The sequence below is a fragment of the Nonlabens antarcticus genome (genome assembly GCF_015356755.1).
In the GTDB taxonomy this organism is placed as follows: domain Bacteria; phylum Bacteroidota; class Bacteroidia; order Flavobacteriales; family Flavobacteriaceae; genus Nonlabens; species Nonlabens antarcticus.
Genome location: NZ_JADFCO010000065.1, coordinates 217,639 through 241,900, shown reverse-complemented (window position 1 = coordinate 241,900; position 24,262 = coordinate 217,639). Strand labels below are relative to the sequence as shown.

Annotated in this window: 21 protein-coding genes; 10 read left to right on the top strand and 11 right to left on the bottom strand. The window is 38.9% G+C overall.

Features of this window, described 5'->3' with window-relative positions; translation table 11 throughout:
• Positions 1–23 precede the first annotated feature (23 nt).
• Entirely contained in the window at positions 24–1,889 is a 1,866-nt protein-coding gene (locus tag IQ282_RS09205) for a cation:proton antiporter (RefSeq protein WP_194851569.1), read from the bottom strand.
• 903 nt (positions 1,890–2,792) lie between these two features.
• On the opposite strand from IQ282_RS09205, the gene IQ282_RS09200 reads away from it, so the two are divergent.
• Together IQ282_RS09200 and IQ282_RS09195 are read left to right on the top strand one after the other, a co-directional pair.
• On the top strand, positions 2,793–3,650 hold the full coding sequence (locus IQ282_RS09200; RefSeq protein ID WP_194851568.1) for an MBL fold metallo-hydrolase: 858 nt from the start codon (positions 2,793–2,795) through the stop codon (positions 3,648–3,650).
• Positions 3,651–3,671: 21 nt separating this feature from the next.
• A complete protein-coding gene (locus IQ282_RS09195) occupies positions 3,672–5,318 on the top strand; it encodes a S8 family peptidase (RefSeq protein ID WP_194851567.1) in 1,647 nt (548 codons plus the stop codon).
• A 443-nt stretch (positions 5,319–5,761) separates the two neighbouring features.
• On the opposite strand, the gene IQ282_RS09190 is transcribed toward IQ282_RS09195, so the two are convergent.
• Positions 5,762–6,346 carry a riboflavin synthase gene (locus tag IQ282_RS09190; RefSeq protein WP_194851566.1) on the bottom strand — a complete coding sequence of 195 codons (585 nt, stop codon included), beginning with the start codon at positions 6,344–6,346 and terminating at the stop codon, positions 5,762–5,764.
• Between the two features lie 60 nt (positions 6,347–6,406).
• On the opposite strand from IQ282_RS09190, the gene pdxA reads away from it, so the two are divergent.
• The 6 genes from pdxA (at position 6,407) to accC (ending at position 11,398) form a co-directional block, all read left to right on the top strand.
• A complete protein-coding gene (gene pdxA / locus IQ282_RS09185) occupies positions 6,407–7,462 on the top strand; it encodes a 4-hydroxythreonine-4-phosphate dehydrogenase PdxA (protein WP_194851565.1) in 1,056 nt (351 codons plus the stop codon).
• A gap of 56 nt (positions 7,463–7,518) precedes the next feature.
• On the top strand, positions 7,519–8,061 hold the full coding sequence (locus IQ282_RS09180) for a YceD family protein (RefSeq protein ID WP_194851564.1): 543 nt from the start codon (positions 7,519–7,521) through the stop codon (positions 8,059–8,061).
• Positions 8,062–8,063: 2 nt separating this feature from the next.
• A complete protein-coding gene (rpmF, locus tag IQ282_RS09175; RefSeq protein ID WP_041495498.1) occupies positions 8,064–8,261 on the top strand; it encodes a 50S ribosomal protein L32 in 198 nt (65 codons plus the stop codon).
• Between the two features lie 147 nt (positions 8,262–8,408).
• Positions 8,409–9,404 carry a beta-ketoacyl-ACP synthase III gene (locus IQ282_RS09170; protein WP_194851563.1) on the top strand — a complete coding sequence of 332 codons (996 nt, stop codon included), beginning with the start codon at positions 8,409–8,411 and terminating at the stop codon, positions 9,402–9,404.
• A 20-nt stretch (positions 9,405–9,424) separates the two neighbouring features.
• Positions 9,425–9,913 carry an acetyl-CoA carboxylase biotin carboxyl carrier protein gene (gene accB, locus IQ282_RS09165; RefSeq protein ID WP_194851562.1) on the top strand — a complete coding sequence of 163 codons (489 nt, stop codon included), beginning with the start codon at positions 9,425–9,427 and terminating at the stop codon, positions 9,911–9,913.
• 132 nt (positions 9,914–10,045) lie between these two features.
• A complete protein-coding gene (accC, locus tag IQ282_RS09160) occupies positions 10,046–11,398 on the top strand; it encodes an acetyl-CoA carboxylase biotin carboxylase subunit (protein WP_194851561.1) in 1,353 nt (450 codons plus the stop codon).
• Positions 11,399–11,811: 413 nt separating this feature from the next.
• Here the strand turns inward: accC and IQ282_RS09155 are convergent, their stop codons facing one another.
• The 9 genes from IQ282_RS09155 to IQ282_RS09115 form a co-directional block, all read right to left on the bottom strand.
• Complete coding sequence (locus IQ282_RS09155; RefSeq protein WP_194851560.1) at positions 11,812–12,738, bottom strand: ABC transporter ATP-binding protein; 927 nt, start codon at positions 12,736–12,738, stop codon at positions 11,812–11,814.
• A gap of 39 nt (positions 12,739–12,777) precedes the next feature.
• A complete protein-coding gene (locus tag IQ282_RS09150; protein WP_194851559.1) occupies positions 12,778–13,518 on the bottom strand; it encodes a LuxR C-terminal-related transcriptional regulator in 741 nt (246 codons plus the stop codon).
• Positions 13,519–13,709: 191 nt separating this feature from the next.
• Positions 13,710–15,437, bottom strand: coding sequence for a LytTR family transcriptional regulator DNA-binding domain-containing protein (locus tag IQ282_RS09145; protein WP_194851558.1), 1,728 nt, complete (start codon positions 15,435–15,437; stop codon positions 13,710–13,712).
• 260 nt (positions 15,438–15,697) lie between these two features.
• Positions 15,698–17,869: a prolyl oligopeptidase family serine peptidase gene (locus IQ282_RS09140; protein WP_194851557.1), complete on the bottom strand. Its 2,172-nt coding sequence runs from the start codon at positions 17,867–17,869 to the stop codon at positions 15,698–15,700.
• Positions 17,870–17,871: 2 nt separating this feature from the next.
• Positions 17,872–19,179: a T9SS type A sorting domain-containing protein gene (locus IQ282_RS09135; protein WP_194851556.1), complete on the bottom strand. Its 1,308-nt coding sequence runs from the start codon at positions 19,177–19,179 to the stop codon at positions 17,872–17,874.
• 54 nt (positions 19,180–19,233) lie between these two features.
• Complete coding sequence (locus IQ282_RS09130) at positions 19,234–20,232, bottom strand: aspartate-semialdehyde dehydrogenase (protein WP_194851555.1); 999 nt, start codon at positions 20,230–20,232, stop codon at positions 19,234–19,236.
• A gap of 121 nt (positions 20,233–20,353) precedes the next feature.
• Entirely contained in the window at positions 20,354–20,770 is a 417-nt protein-coding gene (gene mscL, locus IQ282_RS09125; RefSeq protein ID WP_194851554.1) for a large conductance mechanosensitive channel protein MscL, read from the bottom strand.
• A 113-nt stretch (positions 20,771–20,883) separates the two neighbouring features.
• Positions 20,884–21,990 (bottom strand): alanine racemase, encoded by a 1,107-nt coding sequence (gene alr, locus IQ282_RS09120; RefSeq protein WP_194851553.1) that lies wholly within the window; start codon positions 21,988–21,990, stop codon positions 20,884–20,886.
• A 4-nt stretch (positions 21,991–21,994) separates the two neighbouring features.
• Positions 21,995–22,630 carry a thymidine kinase gene (locus tag IQ282_RS09115; protein WP_194851939.1) on the bottom strand — a complete coding sequence of 212 codons (636 nt, stop codon included), beginning with the start codon at positions 22,628–22,630 and terminating at the stop codon, positions 21,995–21,997.
• An 88-nt stretch (positions 22,631–22,718) separates the two neighbouring features.
• On the opposite strand from IQ282_RS09115, the gene IQ282_RS09110 reads away from it, so the two are divergent.
• Positions 22,719–23,771 carry a hypothetical protein gene (locus tag IQ282_RS09110; RefSeq protein WP_194851552.1) on the top strand — a complete coding sequence of 351 codons (1,053 nt, stop codon included), beginning with the start codon at positions 22,719–22,721 and terminating at the stop codon, positions 23,769–23,771.
• Between the two features lie 77 nt (positions 23,772–23,848).
• Positions 23,849–24,202, top strand: coding sequence for a DoxX family protein (locus IQ282_RS09105; RefSeq protein ID WP_194851551.1), 354 nt, complete (start codon positions 23,849–23,851; stop codon positions 24,200–24,202).
• Positions 24,203–24,262: the final 60 nt, after the last annotated feature.

Genomic DNA, 24,262 nt, shown 5'->3' with positions numbered 1-24,262 from the left:
GATGGGGTGGAATAAGCTACCACTTACCCGGCTTCTTCCATCGTCACTTCACCGCTAGCTTGTTCCACAATCCTTTTTCCCATGTAGACAAGAAATACTTCTTCATCTTCTAAAATATCTACTTCCACATCTTGCGACATGGAAGGAATTAAGTCTACTATTTTTCCATGGCGGGTGAATAATGGAACAATGTCAGAGTCAGTTTTAGTGATTTCTATCAATCCTTTAAAATGCTCTATAGAGCTAAGTTGTATTTCATGAATTTCTCCATAATGACGAGCGACTTCCATCAGGTTTACATAATCATCTGTCGACGAGAAAAGGCCAGAACCTGGATTTTCATTTGGATTGCTTACTTCTGTAGAATGAACAATTCTGAAAGCTCCATTTTCACCATATAATTTACCAAAACGTTCGATCGCAAAATCATTAATTTGAGAGTTGCCAGTCATCGCGAGCAAATAGCCTACGTTATTATATTCTATATCGTCGGTAAGAGAATCGCTATAGATATCAGCCACTTTTGCGTCTAGGCCTTGCTCTTTTGCGATCCTTATGTTGTTGTTGTTAGTGTCAATCAATACAACACTGCGACCGTGTTCCTTAAGGTATTGCGCAATAAGTCTTGAGAATTTAGAAGCTCCCACGATCATAATTCCTTCAGACTGTTTAAGGAATACACCCACGAGTTTAGCAAACAACCGAGCGGTAGTTGCATTAAGAAGTACGGTTCCCAGTACGATCATAAATACTAGGGGTGTTATATATTCTGCTCCAGGAACACCTTGATTTGCTAGTTTAGTCCCAAAGAGCGACGCAATACCTGCAGCCACAATCCCTCGTGGCCCTACCCATGAAATAAATAATTTCTCATTGAGCTTTAAGCCACTTCCCTTTGTACTTGCAAACACTCCTAATGGTCGTAATATCAGAACAACGATCGCAAATAATGCTGCAGTTTTCCAGGAATAGATCAAATAAAGATCTTCCATGTTGATGTTTGCAGATAATAATATAAAGAGGATAGAAATTAGGAGTACACTTAACGATTCTTTGAAGTAAAGTAATTCTTTAAGATTAGGTAAGCTCATATTACCCATAACCATTCCCATCACAACGACTGCGAGAAGTCCAGATTCATGAGCAAATGCTTCACTTAATACAAAAACGCCTAAAACGGCAGCCAGCGTAAATACATTGAGGAGGTAATGAGGAATGATTTTTCTCTTGATCAAAAATGCCAAAGCATGAGCAAAGGAGAAACCAAAGGAAAACCCGAACAACACGATTTTACCGAACTCTTCTAGGGCAACAATCGTAAATTCACCACCAGCATTTGCGCTTATAAATTCAAACACTAAAACCGCAAAAAGAGCACCTATAGGATCAATTAAAATTCCTTCCCATTTAAGAATGGAGCTAACATCTTTTTTAAGCGGTATATTTCTTAAAATAGGAGTGATAACCGTAGGTCCAGTCACAATAATCATGGCTGAAAAAAGCAGTGATATTTCCCAGGAAAAGTCAAAAATATAATGTGCTGCTATGCCGCCACCTACAAATGTGATAATTACTGCAACAGAAATTAGCTTACCAATTACGGGACCCGTATTTAAAATTTCTTCTCTTTTAAGAGTTAATCCTCCCTCAAAAAGAATGATGCTTATGGCTAGCGAGACAAAGTAAAACAGACTCTCTCCAGGAAAAAGACCTTTTTCCCCATCATATATAGGTTGGATTAATTTAGTGGCATCTTCCGTGTAAAGAGTCGCTAGCGGTCCTACTAATAAGCCTATTATTATAAGTGGTAAAATAGCGGGAAGCTTAAAGCGCCATGCCACCCATTGCGCAAGTATTCCTAAGATTATAATTCCAGCTAATTCTACCATAAATTTTTTATAAGCTGTGAAAATACAACCTTTTTTATAAGAAATTTAAAGAGTTCGCTTTCGCGAAAGCGTGTAAACTCGCACCCTATCAACACTATTGGATAAACGGTTGTAATCTCAGAAGAGCTGGAAGTTTGAAAATATAAATAAATTATACAGATTGTTAATAATTGACATCTTAAAATTTGTTTTTAAGGAGTAGCAGTCTTGGCACGTCTCGACATAACTGAAATAGGTTGTTCACCCGTTTACCTTCTAGATAATCTTTTAGGAATGTGTCGTTAGATAATGAAATAAAGAACAGAACTTATGTTTGATGTAAATTAAAAAATTACCCAATTCAGAGTATTTCAATTTATCGACGCACTTCATGATTTTGTATTCTCAAAAACATTTTTATGACAGTTTTCTTGCTCTTAATGTTTCATCATAATGTTAGGTACTATTGTAAACACCCAAAAAATCAGAGGAACAAATTATTAATTTTTTGAAAAGAGTATTATAGACTATTAGTTGAAAGTTTCGCCAGGCATATTTGATGCGAGTATTGTGGAAACCATAAAATTCATCGATCTTAGGCTGTAATGATTTGCCATACCTATTAATGATAGGCGTAAATGAGTATATCAAGACGTAATATAAAAGCTCGCTATAACCTAGGATTACGTTTTTTCTTAAGGAACTACCAGTCTGGATAAATTTGACGTAAACCATCAAGTTTTTAAAAATAGAGAAAGATCAACCTTATGGCCTGGAAGAATGCAGTGTAAAGATGAACCTGTGCTTTCTGGACTAGATATTTATGGTACAAGTATGCTTTATAACCTTTAGAATATTAAACAACTCATAATATTACAAGAACAGCAAACGACAATCTAGCCGATTTTGTATTTTGCGAGACCTATGAAAATTCACCCTGTAGAAGCTGGAAATTTTAAGTTGGATGGTGGCGCCATGTTTGGCGTTGTACCTAAAAGTTTGTGGCAACGTACAAATCCCGCAGATTCTAATAATATGATTGATATGGCAGCACGCTGCCTTTTAGTGGAAAACGGCGATCGATTGACCCTAATCGATTCTGGAATGGGGAAGAAGCAGTCAGAGAAATTCTTCGGTTATTATTATATGGATCATAAATACGATCTGGACAGCTCTCTCAAAAAGCTAGGATTTTCACGTGATGATATTACAGATGTTTTTTTGACGCATTTACATTTTGATCATTGTGGGGGTGTAATCCAGAAAAGTAGTAGGGGAGATTATTTTGAGCCCGCTTTCGCGAAAGCGAAATTCTTTTCAAATTCAAACCATTGGAACTGGGCAACAGATCCTAACGATAGAGAGAAAGCAAGTTTTTTATCAGAAAATATCCAGCCCATTAAGGAAAGTGGTCAGCTTAATTTTATCGATCAAAAAGCTGATTATCATAAGGCAAATGAAATGGATTTTGATATTCTCTTCGTCAATGGTCACACCGAAAAAATGATGATACCACATTTCAGCATGAATGGAAAGACTTTCGTTTACATGGCAGACTTGCTTCCTACTGCCGGTCACGTGCCATTGCCTTATGTTATGGGCTATGACACTAGACCATTATTAACGCTGGATGAAAAGGAGAAGTTCCTTGATAAAGCAGCAACGAATGGATATTACTTGATCCTAGAGCATGATCCCAACCATGAAATAATTACTGTAAAACATACAGACAAAGGTGTAAGGCATGATAAGACTTTCACTTTCAATCAGATTTTTAATTAGAAACTTAAATCCTTTAATTATATGAATACCTTTTTTAAATATAGCTTTTTAAGCGTAGCAGCGGCAGGACTCCTCGCCAGTTGTGGAGGCAGCCAACTAAATATTGTTTCTCCACCCATTGAGAATATTGATCAACAACCATTAAAAGTTTCTGCGCTTACAGATGTTCAGGCAAAGAACTGGAAGGATTATGACCTTGTAAACGATACGATTCCGGGAATGTCAGTAGACAGAGCCTATTCAGAATTATTGACTACAACGGTTAATGGAAAGAAAACAATCCGCAAAGGTTCGCCAGTGATTGTTGCCATTATAGATTCAGGTGTAGATATAGATCATGAAGATCTTGACGGTGTCATCTGGACAAATCCAGGTGAAATTGCAGGAAATGGAATTGATGACGACAAAAATGGATATATAGATGATATTCATGGATGGAACTTTTTAGGAGATATCGTAGATGAGAACCTAGAGTATGAGAGAATTGTACGCGATAAGGACAAACTTCCTGCTGATATCGTGGCAAAGGCTCAAAAGGAATATGATGAGAAAGTAGAAGAGGCCTCTCAAACAAAAATGCAATACGAGCAAATATTACAGCAAGTGAATCAAGCAGATGCTGTTCTTGTAAAAGCAACTGGTAAGAAAGACTATTCTAAAGAAGATTTAGAAGGTGCTAAAAAATCAGAATCTGAAGAAGTGCAGCAAGCTGCTGGTGTGATGGTATTCTTCATGAATCAAGGACTTGAATCTGCAGACCAGGCAAGAGAAGAGTTGACGAAGTTGATAGATGATGCTATCAGCCTTATGAATGGTGCCAAACTGAAAACCAACTACAGAAAAGACTTGCTAGGCGATGACCCGTATGTTTTTGATACTCCAGTATATGGAAATAATGAATATACTGGTCCAGATCCAGAAAAAGCTGATGCATTCCATGGTACGCACGTTGCTGGTATCGTAGCTGCAGAGCGTGATAACGGTCTAGGAGTTAACGGTGTTGCAAACAATGCACAAATTATGGTATTGCGAGCGGTTTCTCAAGCTGATGAATATGATAAGGACATCGCAAAAGCAATTCGCTACGCTGCTGACAACGGAGCTAAAGTAATTAACGCGAGCTTTGGTAAGTATCACTCCCCAAATCCGGAATGGGTATGGGATGCGATCAAATATGCAGCTAGTAAAGATGTATTAATTGTGAACGCCGCAGGAAATGAATCTATTGATACAGATTTTACTCAGGTTTATCCACAAGATCAATTAGGAAGCAATGCTGATATCTCAGATAACTTCATAACTGTAGGAGCGCTTGCACCTGCTTATGGTCCTAATATGGTTGCGGGATTCTCCAACTATGGAAAATCATCTGTAGATGTATTTGCTCCAGGAGTTGCAGTGTATTCAACAGCGCCGCTAAATACGTATAGAAACGCGGGTGGTACGAGTATGGCTTCTCCAGCAGTTGCGGGTGTTGCAGCCGTAATTAGATCTCAATTTCCAAATTTAACAGCTGCCCAAACTAAAACTATTATCATGAATAGTGGACTGACTACAAGTATTGATGTAGTTCTAGGAGATCAATCTAAAAAGCCATTCATGGATATTACTACCTCTGGAAAAATGGTTAATTTGTACAACGCATTGATTTTAGCATCTAAGATGTAAGTCTAGTTGAATTTAAAAAAATAAGCCCTGAAATCGTAAGATTTCAGGGCTTTTTGCGTTTTAATATATTTAAGGATTGTAAAACTGTGGTTTTAGTATCTCATTGTTTATAAAGTTATGATAACAATCGTTAAAAATATCGACAAGCAACGCAAACCATCGATTTTATAAACCAATACGTTCAAATATTCGTATAAACAATAAGAACAGCTTATTTTTGAACATCGACATCCCCTAATGTTACATCAAATCTCTTATTTTGTCATAATGCTTCTGGTATCGGATGGGTCTAAAAATCCTCCGCCACCGGTTCCTAAAGCATTAACTCCAGGACCAGGGCTGTCAGTTCCGATTGATGATGTAATATGGGTTTTAATTATTGCAGCAGTAATAATAGCGGGGTATCACTTTTATAAGATTTGGAAATCATCAAGGATCGCTAACTAAAGATTCAACAAGCGCTTTACGTATTTACCAATTACATCAAATTCTAAGTTCACTATTGTCCCTTTCTGATATTTGTTAAAATTTGTATGCTTATAGGTATATGGAATAATAGCAACAGAAAATGAGCTTTTCTTAGAATCCACAACTGTAAGACTTACACCATTTATGCAGATGCTGCCCTTCTCAATAGTAACATTTTGTGGGGTTCTATCATATTCGAATGTAAATACCCAAGAACCATTTTTTTCTAAAACATCTGTGCAGGTAGCAATTTGGTCTACATGACCTTGAACAATGTGGCCATCCAGCCGGGCATCCAACTTCATCGCACGTTCTAGATTTACCAAATCCCCTACTTGCCATTCACTCAAACTCGTCTTATCCAGTGTTTCTTGTATGGCCGTCACTTTGTATTCCATACCATTGATTGCTACCACGGTAAGACAGACTCCGTTATGGCTCACACTTTGATCGATTTTGAACTCGGTTGCAAGTTTGTTTTCAAAAGTGATTTGAAGATTTGATTTATCTTTTTGAAGATTTACGATTGTCGCGGTAGACTCTATGATTCCTGTAAACATAAGTGTGGGAAAACTGTTATTTTTAGACTTTCAAAAATACTGCGAAAAAGCGCGCATCTTATGGCAAAGCAAAAGAACATTAGAGTAGGAATAAGTATAGGTGACCCCAATGGTATAGGTGGAGAAGTGATTTTGAAAGCTTTTGAAGACCCTGCTATGCTCGAGATGTATACTCCAGTGATATTTGGTAGCGCTCGATTATTCTCATTTTATTTAAAGGAACTCAATCTAACTGCAAAGATTCACGGCATCAAATCATTAGAAGATGTAATCCCTGGAAAGATTAACGTCATGCGTTTACTCAAAGAAGATTATGTTGTGGAGTGGGGAAAAGTTAGTAAGTCAGCGGGTGATGTTGCTATTACAAGTTTAAAAGCGGCAGTAACTGCTTTAAAAGAAGGATTGGTAGATGTTTTAGTGACTGCTCCTATAAATAAGGAGTCCATCCAGTCAGAGGGATTTAAATTTCCAGGACACACTGATTATTTAAATCAAGAACTAGAAGGGGAGAGTCTTATGTTTATGATTTCTGAAACCCTTAGAGTTGGTTTGTTAACGGATCATCTTCCCATCAGTGAGGTTTCAATGAATATTACAGATAAGCTAATTAAGACTAAGATAGGAACCATAAAGGAATCGCTCAAAAAAGATTTTGGAATTACAAGACCTAAAATTGCAGTATTGGGAATCAATCCTCACGTGGGAGATAATGGGGTTATTGGAACAGATGATCAGGACAAATTAATACCGGCATTGGAAGAATTGCGCGAAGATGGAAACATGATTTTTGGTCCTTATGCGGCAGATGCTTTTTTTGGAAGCGCTAATTATAAAAATTTTGATGCCATTTTAGCTAGCTATCACGACCAGGGACTCATTCCTTTTAAAACCATTAGCTTTGGTTCTGGAGTGAATTTTACGGCTGGTCTTAGTCATATTAGAACCAGCCCAGACCACGGGACAGGCTTTGATATTGCTGGAAAGAACGAGGCAAATGCTAGCTCAATGATTGCTGCAATTCATACAGCTGCTGCAATCCATCGCAACCGTAAATTGTATGATAAGTTGACCGTAAACCAGTTGAAATCTCAATCTAGAAAACGTAGAGAGTATTAACAATAGGTTTTTAATAACTTTTATTATCTTTGCCGACTCTTTGAAAAGAGAAGATTATGAAACTCAAGGCCTTCAACATAGCCTTTGCTGGATTAAAAGACGGCAAACATGATTTCGAATTTGAGCTTGATAATGAGTTTTTTGAAAGTTTTGGATACGAAGATTTTAATTCGGCAGCAGTAGTTGTCGATGTGGAACTGGACAAAAGATCTACTTTGATGGATCTAGTGTTTAAAGGTTCGGGTTCAGTAAATGTCAATTGTGATGTTACTGATGAGACCTTTGACATGTCTGTTGATGCAGCAATGGATATTGTAGTTAAATTTGGTGATGAATTTAATGATGAGAATGAAGATCTGTTGATCTTACCTCATGGAGATTACCAGGTTAATGTCGCGCAATACCTTTATGAATTAATCGTTCTATCCATACCTTATAAAAAAGTTCATCCTGGAATAGAAGACGGTACATTAAAGTCTGACGTTCTAGATAAATTAGAAGAATTGAAACCTTCAGATTCCTCTGAAGCTGAAGATGACATAGAAATGGATCCCAGATGGGAAGCATTAAAGAATTTAAAAACGGATAATAATAAATAGCCATGGCGCATCCTAAGAGAAAAATCTCGAAAACAAGAAGAGATAAAAGAAGAACACATTATAAAGCAACTGTTCCTCAAATTGCTACAGACTCCACTACAGGTGAAGCTCACTTGTATCACAGAGCACACTGGCATGAAGGTAAATTATACTATCGCGGTAATGTCTTGATTGACAAGACCGAAGTAGCAGAGGCATAACTCAATAGTCTCTTTTTAACTATCTAATTGGCTAGTTTTCTATAATAATTGATAAAAAATGACACGTTTTCAAACAAAACGTGTCATTTTTTGTTGTTTTTTGTTAGCTTTCAAGGCTGTAGTAATTTATCTAGATTTAAAAAAGGTATGACTGACATGAAAGCGGCGATAACTGCCGTAGGTGCATACGTTCCCGAATATAAGCTCACTAATTCCATCCTGGAAACCATGGTGGATACAAACGATGAGTGGATTCTCTCGCGCACTGGTATTCAAGAACGTCGTATATTAAAGGATCCAGATAAAGGTACCTCCTTTCTTGCTATTAAAGCAGCTGAAGACTTGATAGCAAAATCTGGAGTTGATCCTCTAGAAATTGATCTCGTTATAGTAGCCACCATAACTCCAGATCAACCAGTTGCATCCACATCAGCTTATGTAGCTACTCAAATAGGTGCTACTAACGCCTTTTCTTACGATATGATGGCCGCATGCTCTGGTTTTCTTTATGGGATGAGTACCGCTGCAGCATATATTGAATCCGGCCGCTATAAAAAGATTCTACTGATAGGAGCAGATAAAATGTCCAGCATAATAGATTATACAGACCGCGCTACTTGCATAATCTTTGGAGATGGTGCTGGGGCGGTTCTTTTTGAACCTAATTTTGAGGGATATGGATTGCAAGATGAAATCATGCGATCAGATGGAGGTGGCCGTGCTTTTCTGAGAATTGAAGCAGGAGGTTCTCTATTGCCTACCTCTCATGAAACAGTAGAAAATGGTCAGCATTATGTCTCTCAAGATGGAAAGAGTGTTTTTAAACATGCTGTAAATAATATGGCAGATGTTGCGGAACAAATTGTCAAGCGCAATCACATGTCAAATGAAGATATTGACTGGCTTGTGCCACATCAGGCAAATAAAAGAATCATAGATGCTACTGCAAAGCGAGTAGAATTACCTAGTGAAAAAGTAATGGTCAACATCCACAAGTATGGAAACACGACCAGCGCAACATTACCGTTGTGCATTAATGATTATGAAAGCCAATTAAAACAAGGAGACAATCTCGTGTTTGCTGCATTCGGTGGCGGGTTTACGTGGGGATCCATCTTGTTGAAATGGGCTTATAACAGTTAACACATTTAATAACTTACCTTATGGAAATCAAGGAAATACAGAATCTGATCAAATTTGTAGCAAAATCTGGCGCGAGCGAGGTGAAGCTAGAAATGGATGATTTCAAGATCACAATCAAAACAGGCTCAGACGAACCTAATGTTACCTATTTGCAACAACCCATGCAGGCCGCACCTCAAATGCAGCAGCAAGCAGCAGCGCCTCAAGCAGCCCAAGACACATCTTTACAAGCCACTGCAGCGCCTGCAGCTAGCGCAAGTGAAGACAAGTATATTACTGTAAAGTCCCCCATTATTGGAACATTTTACAGAAAACCATCACCTGACAAGCCTAATTTTGCAGAGGTGGGCGATAGCATTAAAGTAGGCGATACGCTTTGTATCATTGAGGCGATGAAACTCTTCAACGAGATTGAGAGTGAGGTTTCTGGAACTGTAGTTAAAATCTTGATCGACGATTCTTCGCCTGTTGAGTTTGACCAGCCGCTATTTTTAGTAGACCCTTCTTAATAAAAGGATTGAAGTAGTTAAAGTTGAGGTTAGTTCGCTTTCGCGAAAGCGAATTTAAAAGAAGTTTTTTGCGCCATTCATTGCAGCATGAAACTGAATTTACCCAACAAAACATCCACTAAAAGAAACATCATGTTTAAAAAGATATTAATCGCAAACCGTGGCGAGATTGCTCTTAGAGTAATTCGTACCTGTAAGGAAATGGGTATCAAAACCGTTGCCGTATATTCTACTGCAGACGCAGATAGCCTCCACGTTAAGTTTGCAGACGAGGCAGTTTGCATAGGCCCACCGCCCAGCAACCTGTCCTACTTAAAGATGTCAAACATCATAAGTGCCGCAGAAATTACCAATGCAGATGCGATCCATCCGGGTTATGGATTTCTCTCAGAAAACGCCGACTTTTCTAGAATCTGTGACGAGCATAAGATTAAATTCATAGGTGCAAGTGCAGAGATGATCTCCAAAATGGGAGATAAGGCAACTGCAAAAGCTACTATGAGAGAAGCTGGAGTTCCTTGCGTTCCAGGATCAGAAGGAATTATTGAAGATTTTGAAGACTGTAAGAAAGTTGCTTTAGAAACAGGTTATCCAGTAATGCTCAAAGCTACTGCCGGTGGTGGTGGTAAGGGAATGCGTGCTGTTTGGTCTGCAGATAAATTGAAGGACGCTTGGGATAGTGCACGTCAAGAGAGTAAAGCCGCATTTGGCAATGACGATATGTACATGGAAAAACTCATTGAAGAGCCACGTCACATTGAAATTCAAGTGGTAGGCGATAGCTATGGAACAGCCTGTCATTTAAGTGAGCGCGATTGTAGTATTCAACGCCGTCACCAGAAATTGACGGAGGAAGTGCCATCACCTTTCATGACAAAAAAGTTACGCAAAGAAATGGGTGAAGCTGCCGTTCGTGCAGCAGAATACATTGCCTATGAAGGAGCAGGAACTGTTGAGTTTCTTGTGGATAAACACCGCAAATTCTACTTTATGGAAATGAATACCCGTATCCAAGTAGAACACCCGATAACGGAGCAAGTCATTGATTTTGACTTGATACGTGAGCAAATTTTAGTTGCCAGTGGCATTAAAATTTCTGGTAAGAACTATGAGCCATCACTGCATTCTATTGAATGCCGTATCAATGCGGAGGATCCTTACCATAACTTTAGACCTTCACCGGGTAAAATAACGACATTACATGCACCGGGAGGTCATGGTGTGCGTCTAGATACTCATGTTTATGCAGGATATTCTATTCCTCCTAATTATGACAGCATGATTGCTAAGTTGATCACGACTGCACGCACGCGTCAGGAAGCGATTGATAAGATGAAGCGCGCGCTGGATGAGTTTGTGATTGAAGGAGTGAAAACGACCATTCCATTCCACAGACAGTTGATGGATGAGCCAGCTTATGTTGCTGGAGAATACACCACTGCCTTTATGGACACATTTAAAATGAAACCTTTGGAAGAGGATTAATAAGCTTTTGAAATTATATAAGAAAACACCCACTGCTTTGCAGTGGGCGTTTTGTTTTGGGGCTATCTAGTTGCTAAATCTTATAGTTTAAGAACGGCGCTTTATTATTAGAATGAAAAAGACTATTTTCAAGAACTCTATTCTAGTAATTACTGTTTATCGTGAAGTGATTTTGACGCGTGTTGGCTTCAATACAGTGACGCTGGAAATCTGTTAGCAATGTTTTGTGACCGTTCATAAATCTTTCACTGGCATGACATGTCTATGCGTTACTAGAGTTGCTGAAAGGTCAGTTTAAAAGGCGAGAGGTTGTTTCTGTAAAAGTAATAGGGATGAGGATTCAAATATTATAGCAAAATTGATCTAAATAAAAGTCCAAATACTCAAAATATGTCGACACTACCAACAATGACTTAAACTAAATTAACATAAATACGCTTTCCAGCTTTTACATCCGTTGCTGATTTGATCAAAATGTTTTTCTTTTTACAACCACAGGAAATCAAGAAATGATCACCCTTGAAATAAGAATTAATAACTACAGCTTCCAACCCAGAATTTAAAATTCCCATCTGATAGGGGTATAACAACAAGTCTTTTTTAGTATCAAACCAGCTCGCCGGAATTTCATTGACATCATCAAAAAGCGACGCTATATATGGAGTCTGTGGATCTTGAAAAAGTGTTTTAGTTTCTCTGTGATCGATGATTTTACCAGCTTGCACCACGATAGTCTCATCGGTAAAGGAAAGTACGTCGCCACTATCGTGGGTGGCCATAAGACAGCTTATATTTTGCATTTTGAGATAATGGAATAAGCGCCTGCGTAAACTGTTTTTACGGAAATTATCCACGTGTGAGAATGGCTCGTCCAGCAGTAAAAGTTGAGGTTCTTGAGCTAATGCTTTGGCAATGGCGACACGTTGTTTCTGACCGCCCGACAATGTTTTTACTTTGCGATCTGCAAAATCCTGCATTTCCACGATTTCTAATAATTCCATAATTCGGTCCAGTCGGTGCTCGATTTGTATGGAAAGATGCTCGCCCACATTTTCTGTTACTGTTGTAAACGGCATCAAATTAAATTCCTGTGGCACATATTTCATCATGGGATGACCTGGAATTAGGTGATGATCTGCGCCCAGCAACTCGTCACCATTCCATGCAACGGTTCCTTTTTGCGCTTGTAGAAGGCCATAAATCACGTTAAGCAAGGTGCTTTTTCCACAGCCGCTCTCGCCCATGATGGCTGCGTGAGACCCTTGATCTAGTTGAAAGGAAATGTTTGTGAGAGTTTCCGCTTTCGCGAAAGCGAAATTAATACCATCTAGCTGTAACATTTTACAAAGGTACTGCGCAAAAGGATTTTTAGGACTTGTTTAGAGAAAGGCCTGACCGAATTGATGCCAGTCTTTACTGGTCTTAATCCCTAACTTTTTAACGATGGATTTTCTATGAGTCGCCACGGTAGATTCTGAGAGAAACAATTGATCTGCAATAACGCGATTCACCGCACCAGAACAGATTGCTTTAAAAATCTCCAATTCTCGCAAGGTGAGCTGCGCAAAATCGTCCGTATTTTTCATGCGGAAATGAAACTGAGACTTCAATCGGTCTAAGTGCCTAATAGCATGTGGCAAGTGCCTGTGATCTACCTGCAACGTGATCTGAGTCATATCTAAAGATCTAGAAATCTCATAATAAACCTCCTTACTTTCAGGACGGGTAGCGCTTTCTGTCAAGAAATTTAGCGCCTTTTCCTTACTGATGAAATATCTGGGATGCATCACAGAGCTCACACCATTAAATGAATCGATCATGGATCTATGGGCGTTTTGGTCTGCGGGAATTGTGAATGCCAGTTTACGTAACCCACACTTGTATTGTGGTTCTAAAATATTTTTCTCGATCCATTGATGGAGATCTACGGGAATAGACAGGGAAAAATTCTCTTGTAACCATAAAACCCCGGCAGGCTTTATTTTTTTAAAATGACATAAAAAAGCACTCAATTCTTTTTTAAAATGATCGACGCTTATTGTTTTTGAACTCCATTCTTGGATTAGAATGTTATCAAAATCATGAATCGTGAGGTAATCAGACTTGTAGATTTGTTTCATTTTAATTCTATTGGAAGAGCTGGAACTATTTTCCCGCACTATCAAATATTAAAACTATCTGCTTTGAAACCTTAGTAGAACGACGCTATGTCGTGAAATGTATAAGAAGCAACATGAATGACACTTTAAAGAGGTGGCCTTGTAGGAATTATAAATCGATAAAGAGATGAACCTATTGGTTTCAAAACCAATTAAGCAAAGAGCGGGTGCCGTTCCTCACGCAATCTTTGCTTATAAGTACGCGATAGCGGTATTTGACTTCCTGTTTCCATGACTACTAATCCCGACTGAATTGACTTTACCTTATCGATATTGATAACAAAAGATCGATGGACTTGTAGGAACCCACTAGTTTCTAATTCGGTTAAACGATCCTTTAAAGCGCTTCTTTCTGTTATAGGAAGCTGTTCGTCGATGACAAAATAGTCCAGATAATGACCTTCACTTTTTACATATTCCAGCTGGTCAAGTCTGATTACTTGCTTTGAATTAATCAAAATACTCAAGGGCACTTCTGGTTTTTTATTCTGTGCCACTTGATCTTTTAGTTTTTGGAAAGAAGCAGTAATTTCTGCATTTTGCTGCTCTAAGCCATCAGCATGTGATTTACTCTTGCGGTACCTGCGATAAACAATAAAAAGTGTCACGATGATGCCTAACCCCACTAATATTAAAATAATAATGGTCTTTTGGGAAGATTCATTTTTTTCTAAAGCTTCTACTACTGCCTTTTCTTTATTTTCTAGATCAAACTGGTCTGCGGAGCGCTGGATAAGCGCGAGATCGTTATTTTCAATTAGGCTATCCTTTATTGTAGTGTATTCCGTAAAGGCGAGATAAGCCTCTTTGAATTTTTCTTGTTCTTTATATAATTCTGCTTTTTCTAATAATCCGGGATAATTCATCACCCTAGACTCTCTATCGATTTCATTAGAGGTGATGCTATCTAAGATCTTTTCGGCCTTGCCATAATCGCCTTTCATTCTTAAGATCTTCTGCTCATGTAATAGCAGCCCTAATTTAATGCCACGCAACCCGTCTGGTAAGGGTAATGACTTTGCCATTTCAAGATACTTTTCGGACTCTGCAAGATTCCCATCTGCTATGGCTATCCTCAACATCAGCATATAACCAGCTACTTTTCTAGCTGGATCTTGATGAGGAAGCTCTAGTAACTGTTTTGCATAAAATTTACTGCTATCCAGTTGTTTTTCCTTTTCATGTTGTGAAGACAAATTGTGCAAGGCACTGTGCATAAAAACGGGATTAGGATTTTCCCGAGCCGCTTTTAATGCTTTATGAAACCAGCGCGTGACCATTTCAGGCCTATTCATGTGTCGGTATGCAGAGCCTATCATGTAATAGGTGGTAGGCAATTGATTAGGCATCAAATCTTGTTCTAATCTTGCAGTTTCAACTAACGATTTAATACCTGCTTCATAATCACCCACATCAATTAAGGATTTACCCTTAGTAAATAATGCTGAGGTTAATAAACGCTTATCACTGTTTTTCCTGGCAATTTCTTCCTGAAGCGTAGAATATCTGATAGCATTATTAGGTTTTCCCGTAGCCGAATATGATTTTGACAAACCTAGATAAATACGCCCATTTAAACCTGAATCATTCATAGGCATAGTTTGCTCTGCCTTCTGATAGTAATACAATGCGCTGTCTGGTAATCTTAGTTGTCTATAGGCATTTGCTTTCATGAAACTGCCTTCTGTTGCGCTCGTGGCGTCATCTAGCCTCATTAACTTATTCCCATAATGCAATAGAGAGTCAGTGTTTCTGCTGTTAACTCTTGCTTTTTGTCGGTATGTTTCTACTAGCTCTTGCTGTGCCTGAACTAAAAAAGGAATAATTAATAAGAACAAAAAGCAGCCAGTTGCATAGTTCCTGAGGTAAAATTTGTTCATATAACCGCTGGTTTAGGTCTATACAAATTATATAAAACTAAATTAATTTGCCACTTTATGGAAAGAAAATATTTTACAGCCTATTGTTATTCAAATAGTTATTGATTCTATCTTATTAAATCTACCACCTAATTAGTATGAATTGGCTTTTGCGAAAGCTAAATAGCCGGTCGTAAAACGGGATATCAACTTTGATTTGAACACATAAAAAAACCGCCATCTGTAAGGATGACGGTTCAGTGACTATTTGATAAAACCAATTACATTCTTGTATTTTGATCTGAAAGAGGGAGAGATTTATATCCCATATTATAAAGAGTAAATCCATAAATATCTGTCAATTCCTCAATGGTTTTGCTGGTGGGTTTTCCAGCGCCATGGCCAGCATCTGTCTCAATGCGGATAAGCGTTGGGTTATTACCGGACTGCTTAGATTGCAACTCTGCAGCAAACTTAAAAGAATGTGCAGGAACCACACGATCGTCGTGATCTCCAGTTGTCACAAGCGTCGCAGGATATTTTGTTCCCTTTTTGATATTATGGAGCGGTGAATAACCTTTTAGGTATTCAAACATTTCTACGTTATCCTCAGCAGTTCCATAATCATAGGCCCATCCAGCACCGGCAGTAAATTTATTGTATCTCAACATATCAAGAACGCCTACTTGAGGGATCGCAACGGCGGCAAGGTCTGGACGTTGCGTCATGGTAGCGCCTACTAAAAGACCACCATTGGAACCACCTTGAATGGCCAGTTTTTCTGTAGAGGTATATTTTTCCTTTTTCAAGAATTCTGCGGCTGCGATGAAGTCGTCAAATACATTTTGCTTCTCCATTTTAGTTCCCGCATTATGCCATTTAGTTCCATATTCTCCACCACCTCGCAAGTTGGCAACGGCATAAATACCACCCATTTCCATCCATGCAGCACGTGAAACCGAGAATCCTGGATATAACGATATATTGAAACCACCATACCCATAAAGGATCGTTGGGTTTGTTCCATCTTGTTTCATTCCTTTTTTATAAGAAATAATCATTGGGATTTTAGTACCGTCTTTTGATTTATAGAAAACTTGTTTGCTTTCATACATTGCTGGATCAAACTTCACGTCTGGTTTATTGTACACTTCTGAAGTTCCTTTTTCTATATCGTATTTATAGGTGCTTCCCGGCGTCACATAGTTTGTAAACGAGTAATACAAGGTTTCGTCTTCATCTTTAGCGCCAAAACCACCAACGTTCCCAACACCCGGTAATTTCACATCACGTACTAACGTGCCATCATAATTGTATTGCTTGATCTGGGAAACGGCATCCACCATATATTCTGTAAAAATATAACCACCACCAGTAGAAGGGGAGAGCACGCTTGCGGTTTCTGGAATCAAATCTTTCCAGTTCTCTGGCGTGGGGTTTGAAAAGTCCGTCGTAACAACTTTTTTATTAGGTGCGTTGTAGTCAGTTACAATCCACAGTTTATCGCATTCATTGTGAATGATATTGCTGTTCGTATCAAAGTTATCGAGGACGGTAACTAGGGGCGCATCCGGTTGATTCAGGCGTTTCATAAACAATTTACCGCCATTCGTACTAGTACTGGCAGATATGATTAAAAAGTTCTGGTCCTGTGTCACTCCGCCGCCTATGTATCGATATTTCTGGTCTGCTGTGGCGCCAAAAATCACTTTGTCAGAGTTTTGTGGCGTTCCCAGTTTATGATAATATAATTTATGCTGGTCTGTCATAGCGCTCAGTTCGCTCCCCTTAGGCTTATCATAACTAGAATAATAAATCCCTTCATTTTTATACCAGGACATTCCTGAGAATTTCACGTCGATGATCGTGTCGCCTATTTTTTGTTTAGTTTCTGAATCGAGCACAATGATCTTGCGCCAGTCGCTACCACCTTCTGAAACTGCATAAGCAAGTTTTGACCCATCTTCTGTAAAGCTCATTCCGCCTAGTGATATCGTACCGTCTGCCGCAAACGAATTAGGATCTAGGAAAACCGTTGCCGTCGAGGGATCAGCCTCTTTTTGATACCTATAGATAACGGACTGATTTTGCAAACCATCATTTTTATAGTAATAGGCATAATCACCCTCAATAAAGGGAGCGCTTACTTTTTCATAGTTCCACAACTCTGTCAGGCGGTCTTCTATTTGCTTGCGGTATGGGATTTTTGCTAGGTAATCGCGAGTCACCTTGTTTTGGGCTTTTACCCAGGCGCCAGTTTCTGCGCTGCGGTCATCTTCCAGCCAGCGGTACGGGTCTGCAACCACATTGCCAAAATACGTATCTTGAGTATCAACTTTCTTAGTTTCCGGGTAGGTTACGGCCATGTTTACTTGTTGTTCTGGTTCTTTCACCTTGCAGGAATTGAGCGCAAGAATGCTTAAAGCAGCTATATAAATAGGTTTCACTTTCATAATTACTCTTTTATGATGGGGAGCGTTTCCGTTCCTTGATTTGTTGTTATTTTCAAAAGATACATGCCACTTTGCACACCTTCTAGGGAAACTTTTTCCATAGGTTCGAGAACTTTTACCGTTTGACCGCTTAAATTAATCAATTCCAGATTCATTATAGAATCGTACCCAGAGATATTAATTAGATTTTTAGTAGGATTAGGGTAGAATGATATCGCTTTCGCGAAAGCGATATCATTCTCAGTAAGAATATTAGACGAGTATTTGAAAACACCACTGTCATCAGATGTCACTGTAAAACCACCGCTAAAGCCGGTCGTTAGATTAAAAAACGCAACATCAACATGTTGTTCAGAGTCTATGTTAGTCCAGGAAACACCATCATCTAGAGAGTAGGAACTTCCTGCAGCTGCAGGATCAGAACCCACACTTACTATGGAACTGGTCCCTGGAATGTAGGCTATATTATCGCCGTAAGGGCTGCCAGAACCGCTGGTGGTAATTTGATTCCAGGTGACACCTGCGTTAACTGTTGAGTAAACCACGCCTGCATTAGTCTGTAAAACCCCCTTGTTTGTATCTGAAAAACTAAGATCGCCAAAGGTATCTGCACCTCCAAAATCACTGATAGGTGAGGGGTAAACGTTCCAATTTACTCCACGGTCAATAGAATGAAAGATTCTTCCTTTACTAGTTGTAAACCAAATGGAATTGTCCACAACATGTTTTTTTGCCAGGTAACCTGTTTCATTATCTAACGGAGCTCGAATATTTGCTGGATTTAATTCTGTGAAGGTGCTTCCAAAATCTGCGGATCGATAAATTTCCCATTTCCCATTTACAGGGTCACCTATGACAACTCCATCGCCATTATCGTAAAATTGAATGACATTAGGGAAACTCGCTGCTGCCGTAAATTCAGTTTGAGTCACCTTTGTCCAGATGGAACCACCATCTTCCGTTTTCCAGACGCCTCCTGTTTGACTCTCGCTTCTCGCATGTACAGCTATAAATGCTATTTGATCATCTATTGCAGTAATATCACCTATTCCTAGACCTACATCACCTAATGTAAAATTGCCATTAGTCCATGTTAACCCACCGTCAGAAGATTTAGAGAATTGCTGAATGTTATTACTGGGATTGATACCGTTATATCCTATACCCCAAACCACATTTTCATCCACGATATCAAATCTTGAAATACCGGTGGAAGGTGTAGGAAAACCAGTAGAATACTCATTCCAGAATTGTGCTTGAGCTGATAGACAGAAAGCAATTAAAAAAAAAGAAAGTAAAAGTGAACGCATAGGATTGTTTTTTGATAATGATTAAAGTTAGCTCTTTTCCTCGCGCATCACCCATTATTGAGCATTTACCAGCTTATTTTCGATTAAATACTCAGCTATCTGTACCGCGTTAGTTGCAGCACCTTTTCTCAGGTTGTCTGCAACGATCCACATATTCAATGCGTTTTCTGCAGAATGATCTCTACGTATGCGGCCTACAAATACATCATCCTTTCCTTGGGCTATAAGCGGCATAGGATAAAGATTGACATCTGGGTTGTCTTGTACTGTAACACCTGGCGTGTTTGCTAGTAACAAACGTACTTCTGTCTCTGTAAAATCTTTGTGGAACTCGATGTTTACAGACTCAGAATGACCTCCTACAACTGGAATACGTACTGCTGTTGCGGTAACGGCAATTGTTTTATCATCAAGAATCTTTTGAGTCTCTCTAATTAATTTCAGTTCTTCTTTAGTGTAACCGTTTTCTTCAAAGACGTCGCAGTGAGGAATGGCATTTCTATGAATCTGGTATGGATAGGCCATTTCTCCTTTAGAATCAGAGTATTCATTTTCTAACTGTTGCACGGCTTTAACGCCAGTTCCTGTAATGGATTGATATGTGGAGATTACCAAACGTTTGATTCCGTATTTCTTATGCAATGGTGCAAGAGCCATAACGAGCTGGATCGTGGAGCAATTAGGGTTTGCAATGATTTTATCGCTGGAAGTCAATTGGTCTGCATTTATTTCTGGCACGGTAAGCGGTTTGTCCGCATCCATTCTCCATGCGCTGGAATTATCGATAACGGTAGTTCCTGCTGCCGCAAATTTTGGGGCATTTGCTAGACTAACATTACCACCAGCAGAAAATAAAGCGATAGCGGGCTTTATTGCAATAGCTTGTTCCATGCTCACTACTTTATAGGGTTTACCCTTAAAAATAATTTCAGTTCCTACTGATTTCTCAGATGCTACGGGAATCAATTCTGTAATTTTTAGGTTGCGTTCTTCCAGAACTTTAAGTATAACCTGGCCTACCATTCCGGTAACGCCTACAACAGCTATTTTCATGAGGTAAAGTTTATCTGGCAAATTTAAGTGCCAGTGATTGATCTATATATGGAATGTGTATTTAAAATAAAAAAACCGTTTCTGAAAAGAAACGGTTTGTGATTTGTAAACTTGGCTAGAATTAATTCTTAGCTTTTATCGCATCCCGTATTTCCATGAGTAATGCTTCTTCCTTAGTAGGTCCTGCTGGAGCAGCTGGTGCAGCTTCTTCTTTTTTCTTGGCTTTGTTATAGGCTCTTACAATCATAAAGAGTACAAAACCTACAATAATAAGATTGATAATCGTATTGATCCATTCTCCATAGAGTATCGCATTTTCTGCAACTTCAATCGTTCCGTCTGCTGCTAGAACAGCTTGATCCAGTACTATCTTTAAATCTGAAAAATCAACTCCTCCAGTGAAATGACCTACGATAGGCATCATGATCAATTTTACAAATCCATTTACAACGAGAGCAGTTGCTCCTGCAAGTAAAACCGCAACGGCAAGATCAATGACATTCCCAGTCAAAATAAACTTCTTAAATTCTTTAAGCATAATTTATGTGTTAGTTAGTTAGGTTGGCGAAATTTAAAGTATTGTAGTTGTAATAAGAAGTATAGGTCTCATAACTTTAATGAATACCAATTAAGTACTTAAAATCCAATTATTTATCGATTCAAGTAGATTCTTGGAACCCGTCTTTGAATTCCAGTGAGAAGTTCATAAGATATGGTTCCCGCATGTTCTGCTATATTACTAGCGGGATACTGCAGATTGAAAACGATCACTTCATCGCCTACTTTGCTAGGTATGTCAGTGACATCGACCATAAACATATCCATACAAATGATTCCTAAAGTGGGCGCTGCTTTTCCATGTATATGAACGCTTGCTTTTCCATAACCGTAAATCCTATTGATTCCATCGCCGTGTCCCAGTGCAATCACGGCATAGGTTGTGTCTTTTTCTGCTTTGTAACTTCGGTTGTAGCTAATGCTTTCCCCTTTTTTCACGTGGCTTATTTGTGAGATATTTGAAATTAGGGAAGCTATAGGTTTCAGGTTAACGTCATGGTTTTTATCATTGCCATAGCCGTAAAGACCTATTCCAGAGCGTACCATATTATAATGGCCGCTGTCATAATTTAAGATCCCGCTGGTGTTGTCAGTGTGGCGCAGGCATTTGTACCCCAACTCTTTCTCTATGCGATTGCAGATATCGTTGAATTTTTTAATTTGGCTTAGAGTGAACTCTTTTTCATCTAGATCTTCACTAGCCGCAAGGTGTGACTGAAGTCCTATGACCTTTATGGCAGGATTTTTATGGACGAGTTCTAGTGCTTTCGGTATTTCTAAAGGGTCAATTCCCAAACGGTTCATTCCCGTGTTGAATTCTAGATGGATGGGGTAGGACTGTTGGGATTTCGCTTTCGCGAAAGCGGAAAATTTTTCCAGCATCTCCATACTATAAATCACTGGTTCTATGCAACGGTCGATGCATATCTCCAACGTATGAATTTGAGGGTGCAGGGTTAAAATAGGCTTGACAATTCCGGCATTCCTCAATTCTACAGCCTCTTCAACATAAGCAACCGCAAAATAATCCGTTTCTAATTTCTGAAGTTTTTGAGCTACTGTAACGGCACCGTGTCCATAGGCATTTGCCTTTACAACGCTCATAAATAGCGTGTCATCTGGGATTCTGGACTTGAGAAATTGAAAATTATGAGCGAGTGCATCTAGATCTACTTCTAGTCTGGTGCCTTGAAATGCCATAATGTTATCCTGTTTTATCGTTCAATTCCTGTGCGTCTGTGACTGGAATTTCTTTTACTTTACCCGCTAGCATCGCTTTATAATAGGCGCCACGACTTAAAGGTTCATATTCCTGTTGCTCTCCCAGCATAACCACATTTTCATTGCTGGTCTTGCGATAGCTGTATTGCGCAAGATTTCCTGTGCGGGTGCACACCGCGTGAACTTTAGTAACATATTCTGCTGTTGCCATTAATGCTGGCATGGGGCCGAATGGGTTGCCCTTAAAATCCATATCGAGTCCAGCGACAATAACGCGTATACCACGATTTGCAAGATTGTTACAAACGGTAACGATTTCATCATCAAAAAACTGGGCCTCATCAATTCCTACCACCTGACAACCAGTGGCTAGCAAGGGGATATTTGCAGCTGCAGGAACTGGTGTGGAGTGAATTTCATTAGAATCGTGGGAAACAACTTTCTCCTCGTCGTACCTGTTATCGATGGAAGGTTTGAAGATCTCGACTTTTTGATTTGCAAACTGCGCACGTTTAAGCCTGCGTATCAACTCTTCTGTCTTGCCTGAAAACATGGAACCACAAATCACCTCGATCCAGCCGAATTGCTCTTCATGATTCACCGTATTTTCTAGAAACATTTTGTATTTTACAACCTCTTGCGGGATGCCGCTTTGCTCCTGCAATTATTCCAAAAATACAAAGAAACGCGCGGCATATAGAACCATTATGAAAAAGAAAATTGTTGAAGACCTCACAAGTCTCGCCCATCGCATACTACGAATTAAGGAAGAGGAAAACATCCTTGAACTGCAAGCAATTGCTAAAGAACTTTATGAAAAGCTAACTGTCCTAGTTTATACAGAGAATTATTTTTCTGATGTAAAACCTACTACTGAAAAACAGGAGATAGAATCAAAACTTGATCAAGCGTTTACAGATGCTCAGAAAGATGTTCAATCTGTTTCTAAAGATGTAGGAAAGGTTATGGAAGATGCTCAAGAAGAAGTTCGTGAGGCATTTTCTAGTAATGATCTGAGTGAGCTTTTTGTTCCTGAAGAGAAGGACAATAGGGAAGAAATGGAATTACCAGGAATTTCTACTATCCATAAAATGGTCATTGAAATGCCTGATGAAGCTTTAGAAGCACTGGAGAACAGTAGGGAAGAATCTGAAAACACACGTAAAAAACTACCCAATAGATACCGCGATTCATTTACCACTAATAGCTTGAATGATCTTGTTGTTCCTGAAGAAGATGATCGGGAAGAAATAGACCTTCCAGGAATATCTACGATTAATAAAATGGTTTTTGAAATGCCAGATGAGCCTGCGGAAGTGCCCGATGCGACTGCGCATACAAAATCAGAAATGGATTCAGAACCTGAAACAAAGTCAAAGCCAGAAGCTAATTCAGAGCCTCAAGCGATGAAAACACATCAAAAAACGGATTTGCAACAGCTTACGGCAGATTTTCAGCAGATGCCTATTTTTGAACGCAAATCCACCAGTCAGGAATCAGACCGTCCTAAATCTTTAAACTCTAGATTGAACGATGGAATGAAAATAGGAATGAACGACCGCATGGGGTTTGTAAAACATTTATTCAATGGTAGCAATCAAGATTTCAATCGTGTGATGTCACAATTGAATACTATCAGTTCCTATCAAGAAGCTCAGAATTTAATCCAATCCATGGTTAAACCAGATTATAACAACTGGGAAGGGAAGGAAAGTTATGAAAACCGATTCCTAGAATTGATCGAGCGTAAATATCAATAAGCACATATGCTTTAATTTTAGTGTAGACCCAGCCCTAACTTTATACGGAACATACACTGCACTTTAGACTAATATTCATGAAATACACCTATTGGATTGTCACCGTACTTTTTTGTGCGATGATGGTTGTTACTGCTGCGATGTACTTTGTAAATTATGATGAGTTTTCTTCTGAATTTATCAAACTAGGTTTTCCTACCTGGTTGATGTATCCGCTTGCGGCGTTAAAAATTTTAGGTGCGGCAGTTATTTTAATTAGGAATAATAGATCGCTTGTGGAATGGGCCTACGCAGGTTTTGTGTTTAACATTTTACTTGCGTTCACCGCACATTTAACAATAGCAGATGGTGATCAATGGACTGCTTTGACGGCTTTACTTTTAGCGTTAGGTTCTTATTTTTTAGGAAATAAAGTGCGTCCCTTGTTTTAAAAATCAATAAAGCTCTGTTCGCTTTTGCGAAAGCGGACTTTATCTAAATTAGGAAACACT

Coding starts and splice junctions, on each gene's coding strand:
- IQ282_RS09190 (WP_194851566.1), bottom strand. CDS start 6,346: ATGTTTACAGGAATCATAGAGTCTACCGCGACAATCGTAAATCTTCAA.
- IQ282_RS09195 (WP_194851567.1), top strand. CDS start 3,672: ATGAATACCTTTTTTAAATATAGCTTTTTAAGCGTAGCAGCGGCAGGA.
- IQ282_RS09135 (WP_194851556.1), bottom strand. CDS start 19,179: ATGCGTTCACTTTTACTTTCTTTTTTTTTAATTGCTTTCTGTCTATCA.
- accC (WP_194851561.1), top strand. CDS start 10,046: ATGTTTAAAAAGATATTAATCGCAAACCGTGGCGAGATTGCTCTTAGA.
- alr (WP_194851553.1), bottom strand. CDS start 21,990: ATGGCATTTCAAGGCACCAGACTAGAAGTAGATCTAGATGCACTCGCT.
- IQ282_RS09110 (WP_194851552.1), top strand. CDS start 22,719: ATGAAAAAGAAAATTGTTGAAGACCTCACAAGTCTCGCCCATCGCATA.
- IQ282_RS09155 (WP_194851560.1), bottom strand. CDS start 12,738: ATGTTACAGCTAGATGGTATTAATTTCGCTTTCGCGAAAGCGGAAACT.
- IQ282_RS09205 (WP_194851569.1), bottom strand. CDS start 1,889: ATGGTAGAATTAGCTGGAATTATAATCTTAGGAATACTTGCGCAATGG.
- IQ282_RS09170 (WP_194851563.1), top strand. CDS start 8,409: ATGACTGACATGAAAGCGGCGATAACTGCCGTAGGTGCATACGTTCCC.
- IQ282_RS09115 (WP_194851939.1), bottom strand. CDS start 22,630: ATGTTTCTAGAAAATACGGTGAATCATGAAGAGCAATTCGGCTGGATC.
- IQ282_RS09200 (WP_194851568.1), top strand. CDS start 2,793: ATGAAAATTCACCCTGTAGAAGCTGGAAATTTTAAGTTGGATGGTGGC.
- mscL (WP_194851554.1), bottom strand. CDS start 20,770: ATGCTTAAAGAATTTAAGAAGTTTATTTTGACTGGGAATGTCATTGAT.
- accB (WP_194851562.1), top strand. CDS start 9,425: ATGGAAATCAAGGAAATACAGAATCTGATCAAATTTGTAGCAAAATCT.
- pdxA (WP_194851565.1), top strand. CDS start 6,407: ATGGCAAAGCAAAAGAACATTAGAGTAGGAATAAGTATAGGTGACCCC.
- IQ282_RS09130 (WP_194851555.1), bottom strand. CDS start 20,232: ATGAAAATAGCTGTTGTAGGCGTTACCGGAATGGTAGGCCAGGTTATA.
- IQ282_RS09150 (WP_194851559.1), bottom strand. CDS start 13,518: ATGAAACAAATCTACAAGTCTGATTACCTCACGATTCATGATTTTGAT.
- IQ282_RS09145 (WP_194851558.1), bottom strand. CDS start 15,437: ATGAACAAATTTTACCTCAGGAACTATGCAACTGGCTGCTTTTTGTTC.
- IQ282_RS09180 (WP_194851564.1), top strand. CDS start 7,519: ATGAAACTCAAGGCCTTCAACATAGCCTTTGCTGGATTAAAAGACGGC.
- rpmF (WP_041495498.1), top strand. CDS start 8,064: ATGGCGCATCCTAAGAGAAAAATCTCGAAAACAAGAAGAGATAAAAGA.
- IQ282_RS09105 (WP_194851551.1), top strand. CDS start 23,849: ATGAAATACACCTATTGGATTGTCACCGTACTTTTTTGTGCGATGATG.
- IQ282_RS09140 (WP_194851557.1), bottom strand. CDS start 17,869: ATGAAAGTGAAACCTATTTATATAGCTGCTTTAAGCATTCTTGCGCTC.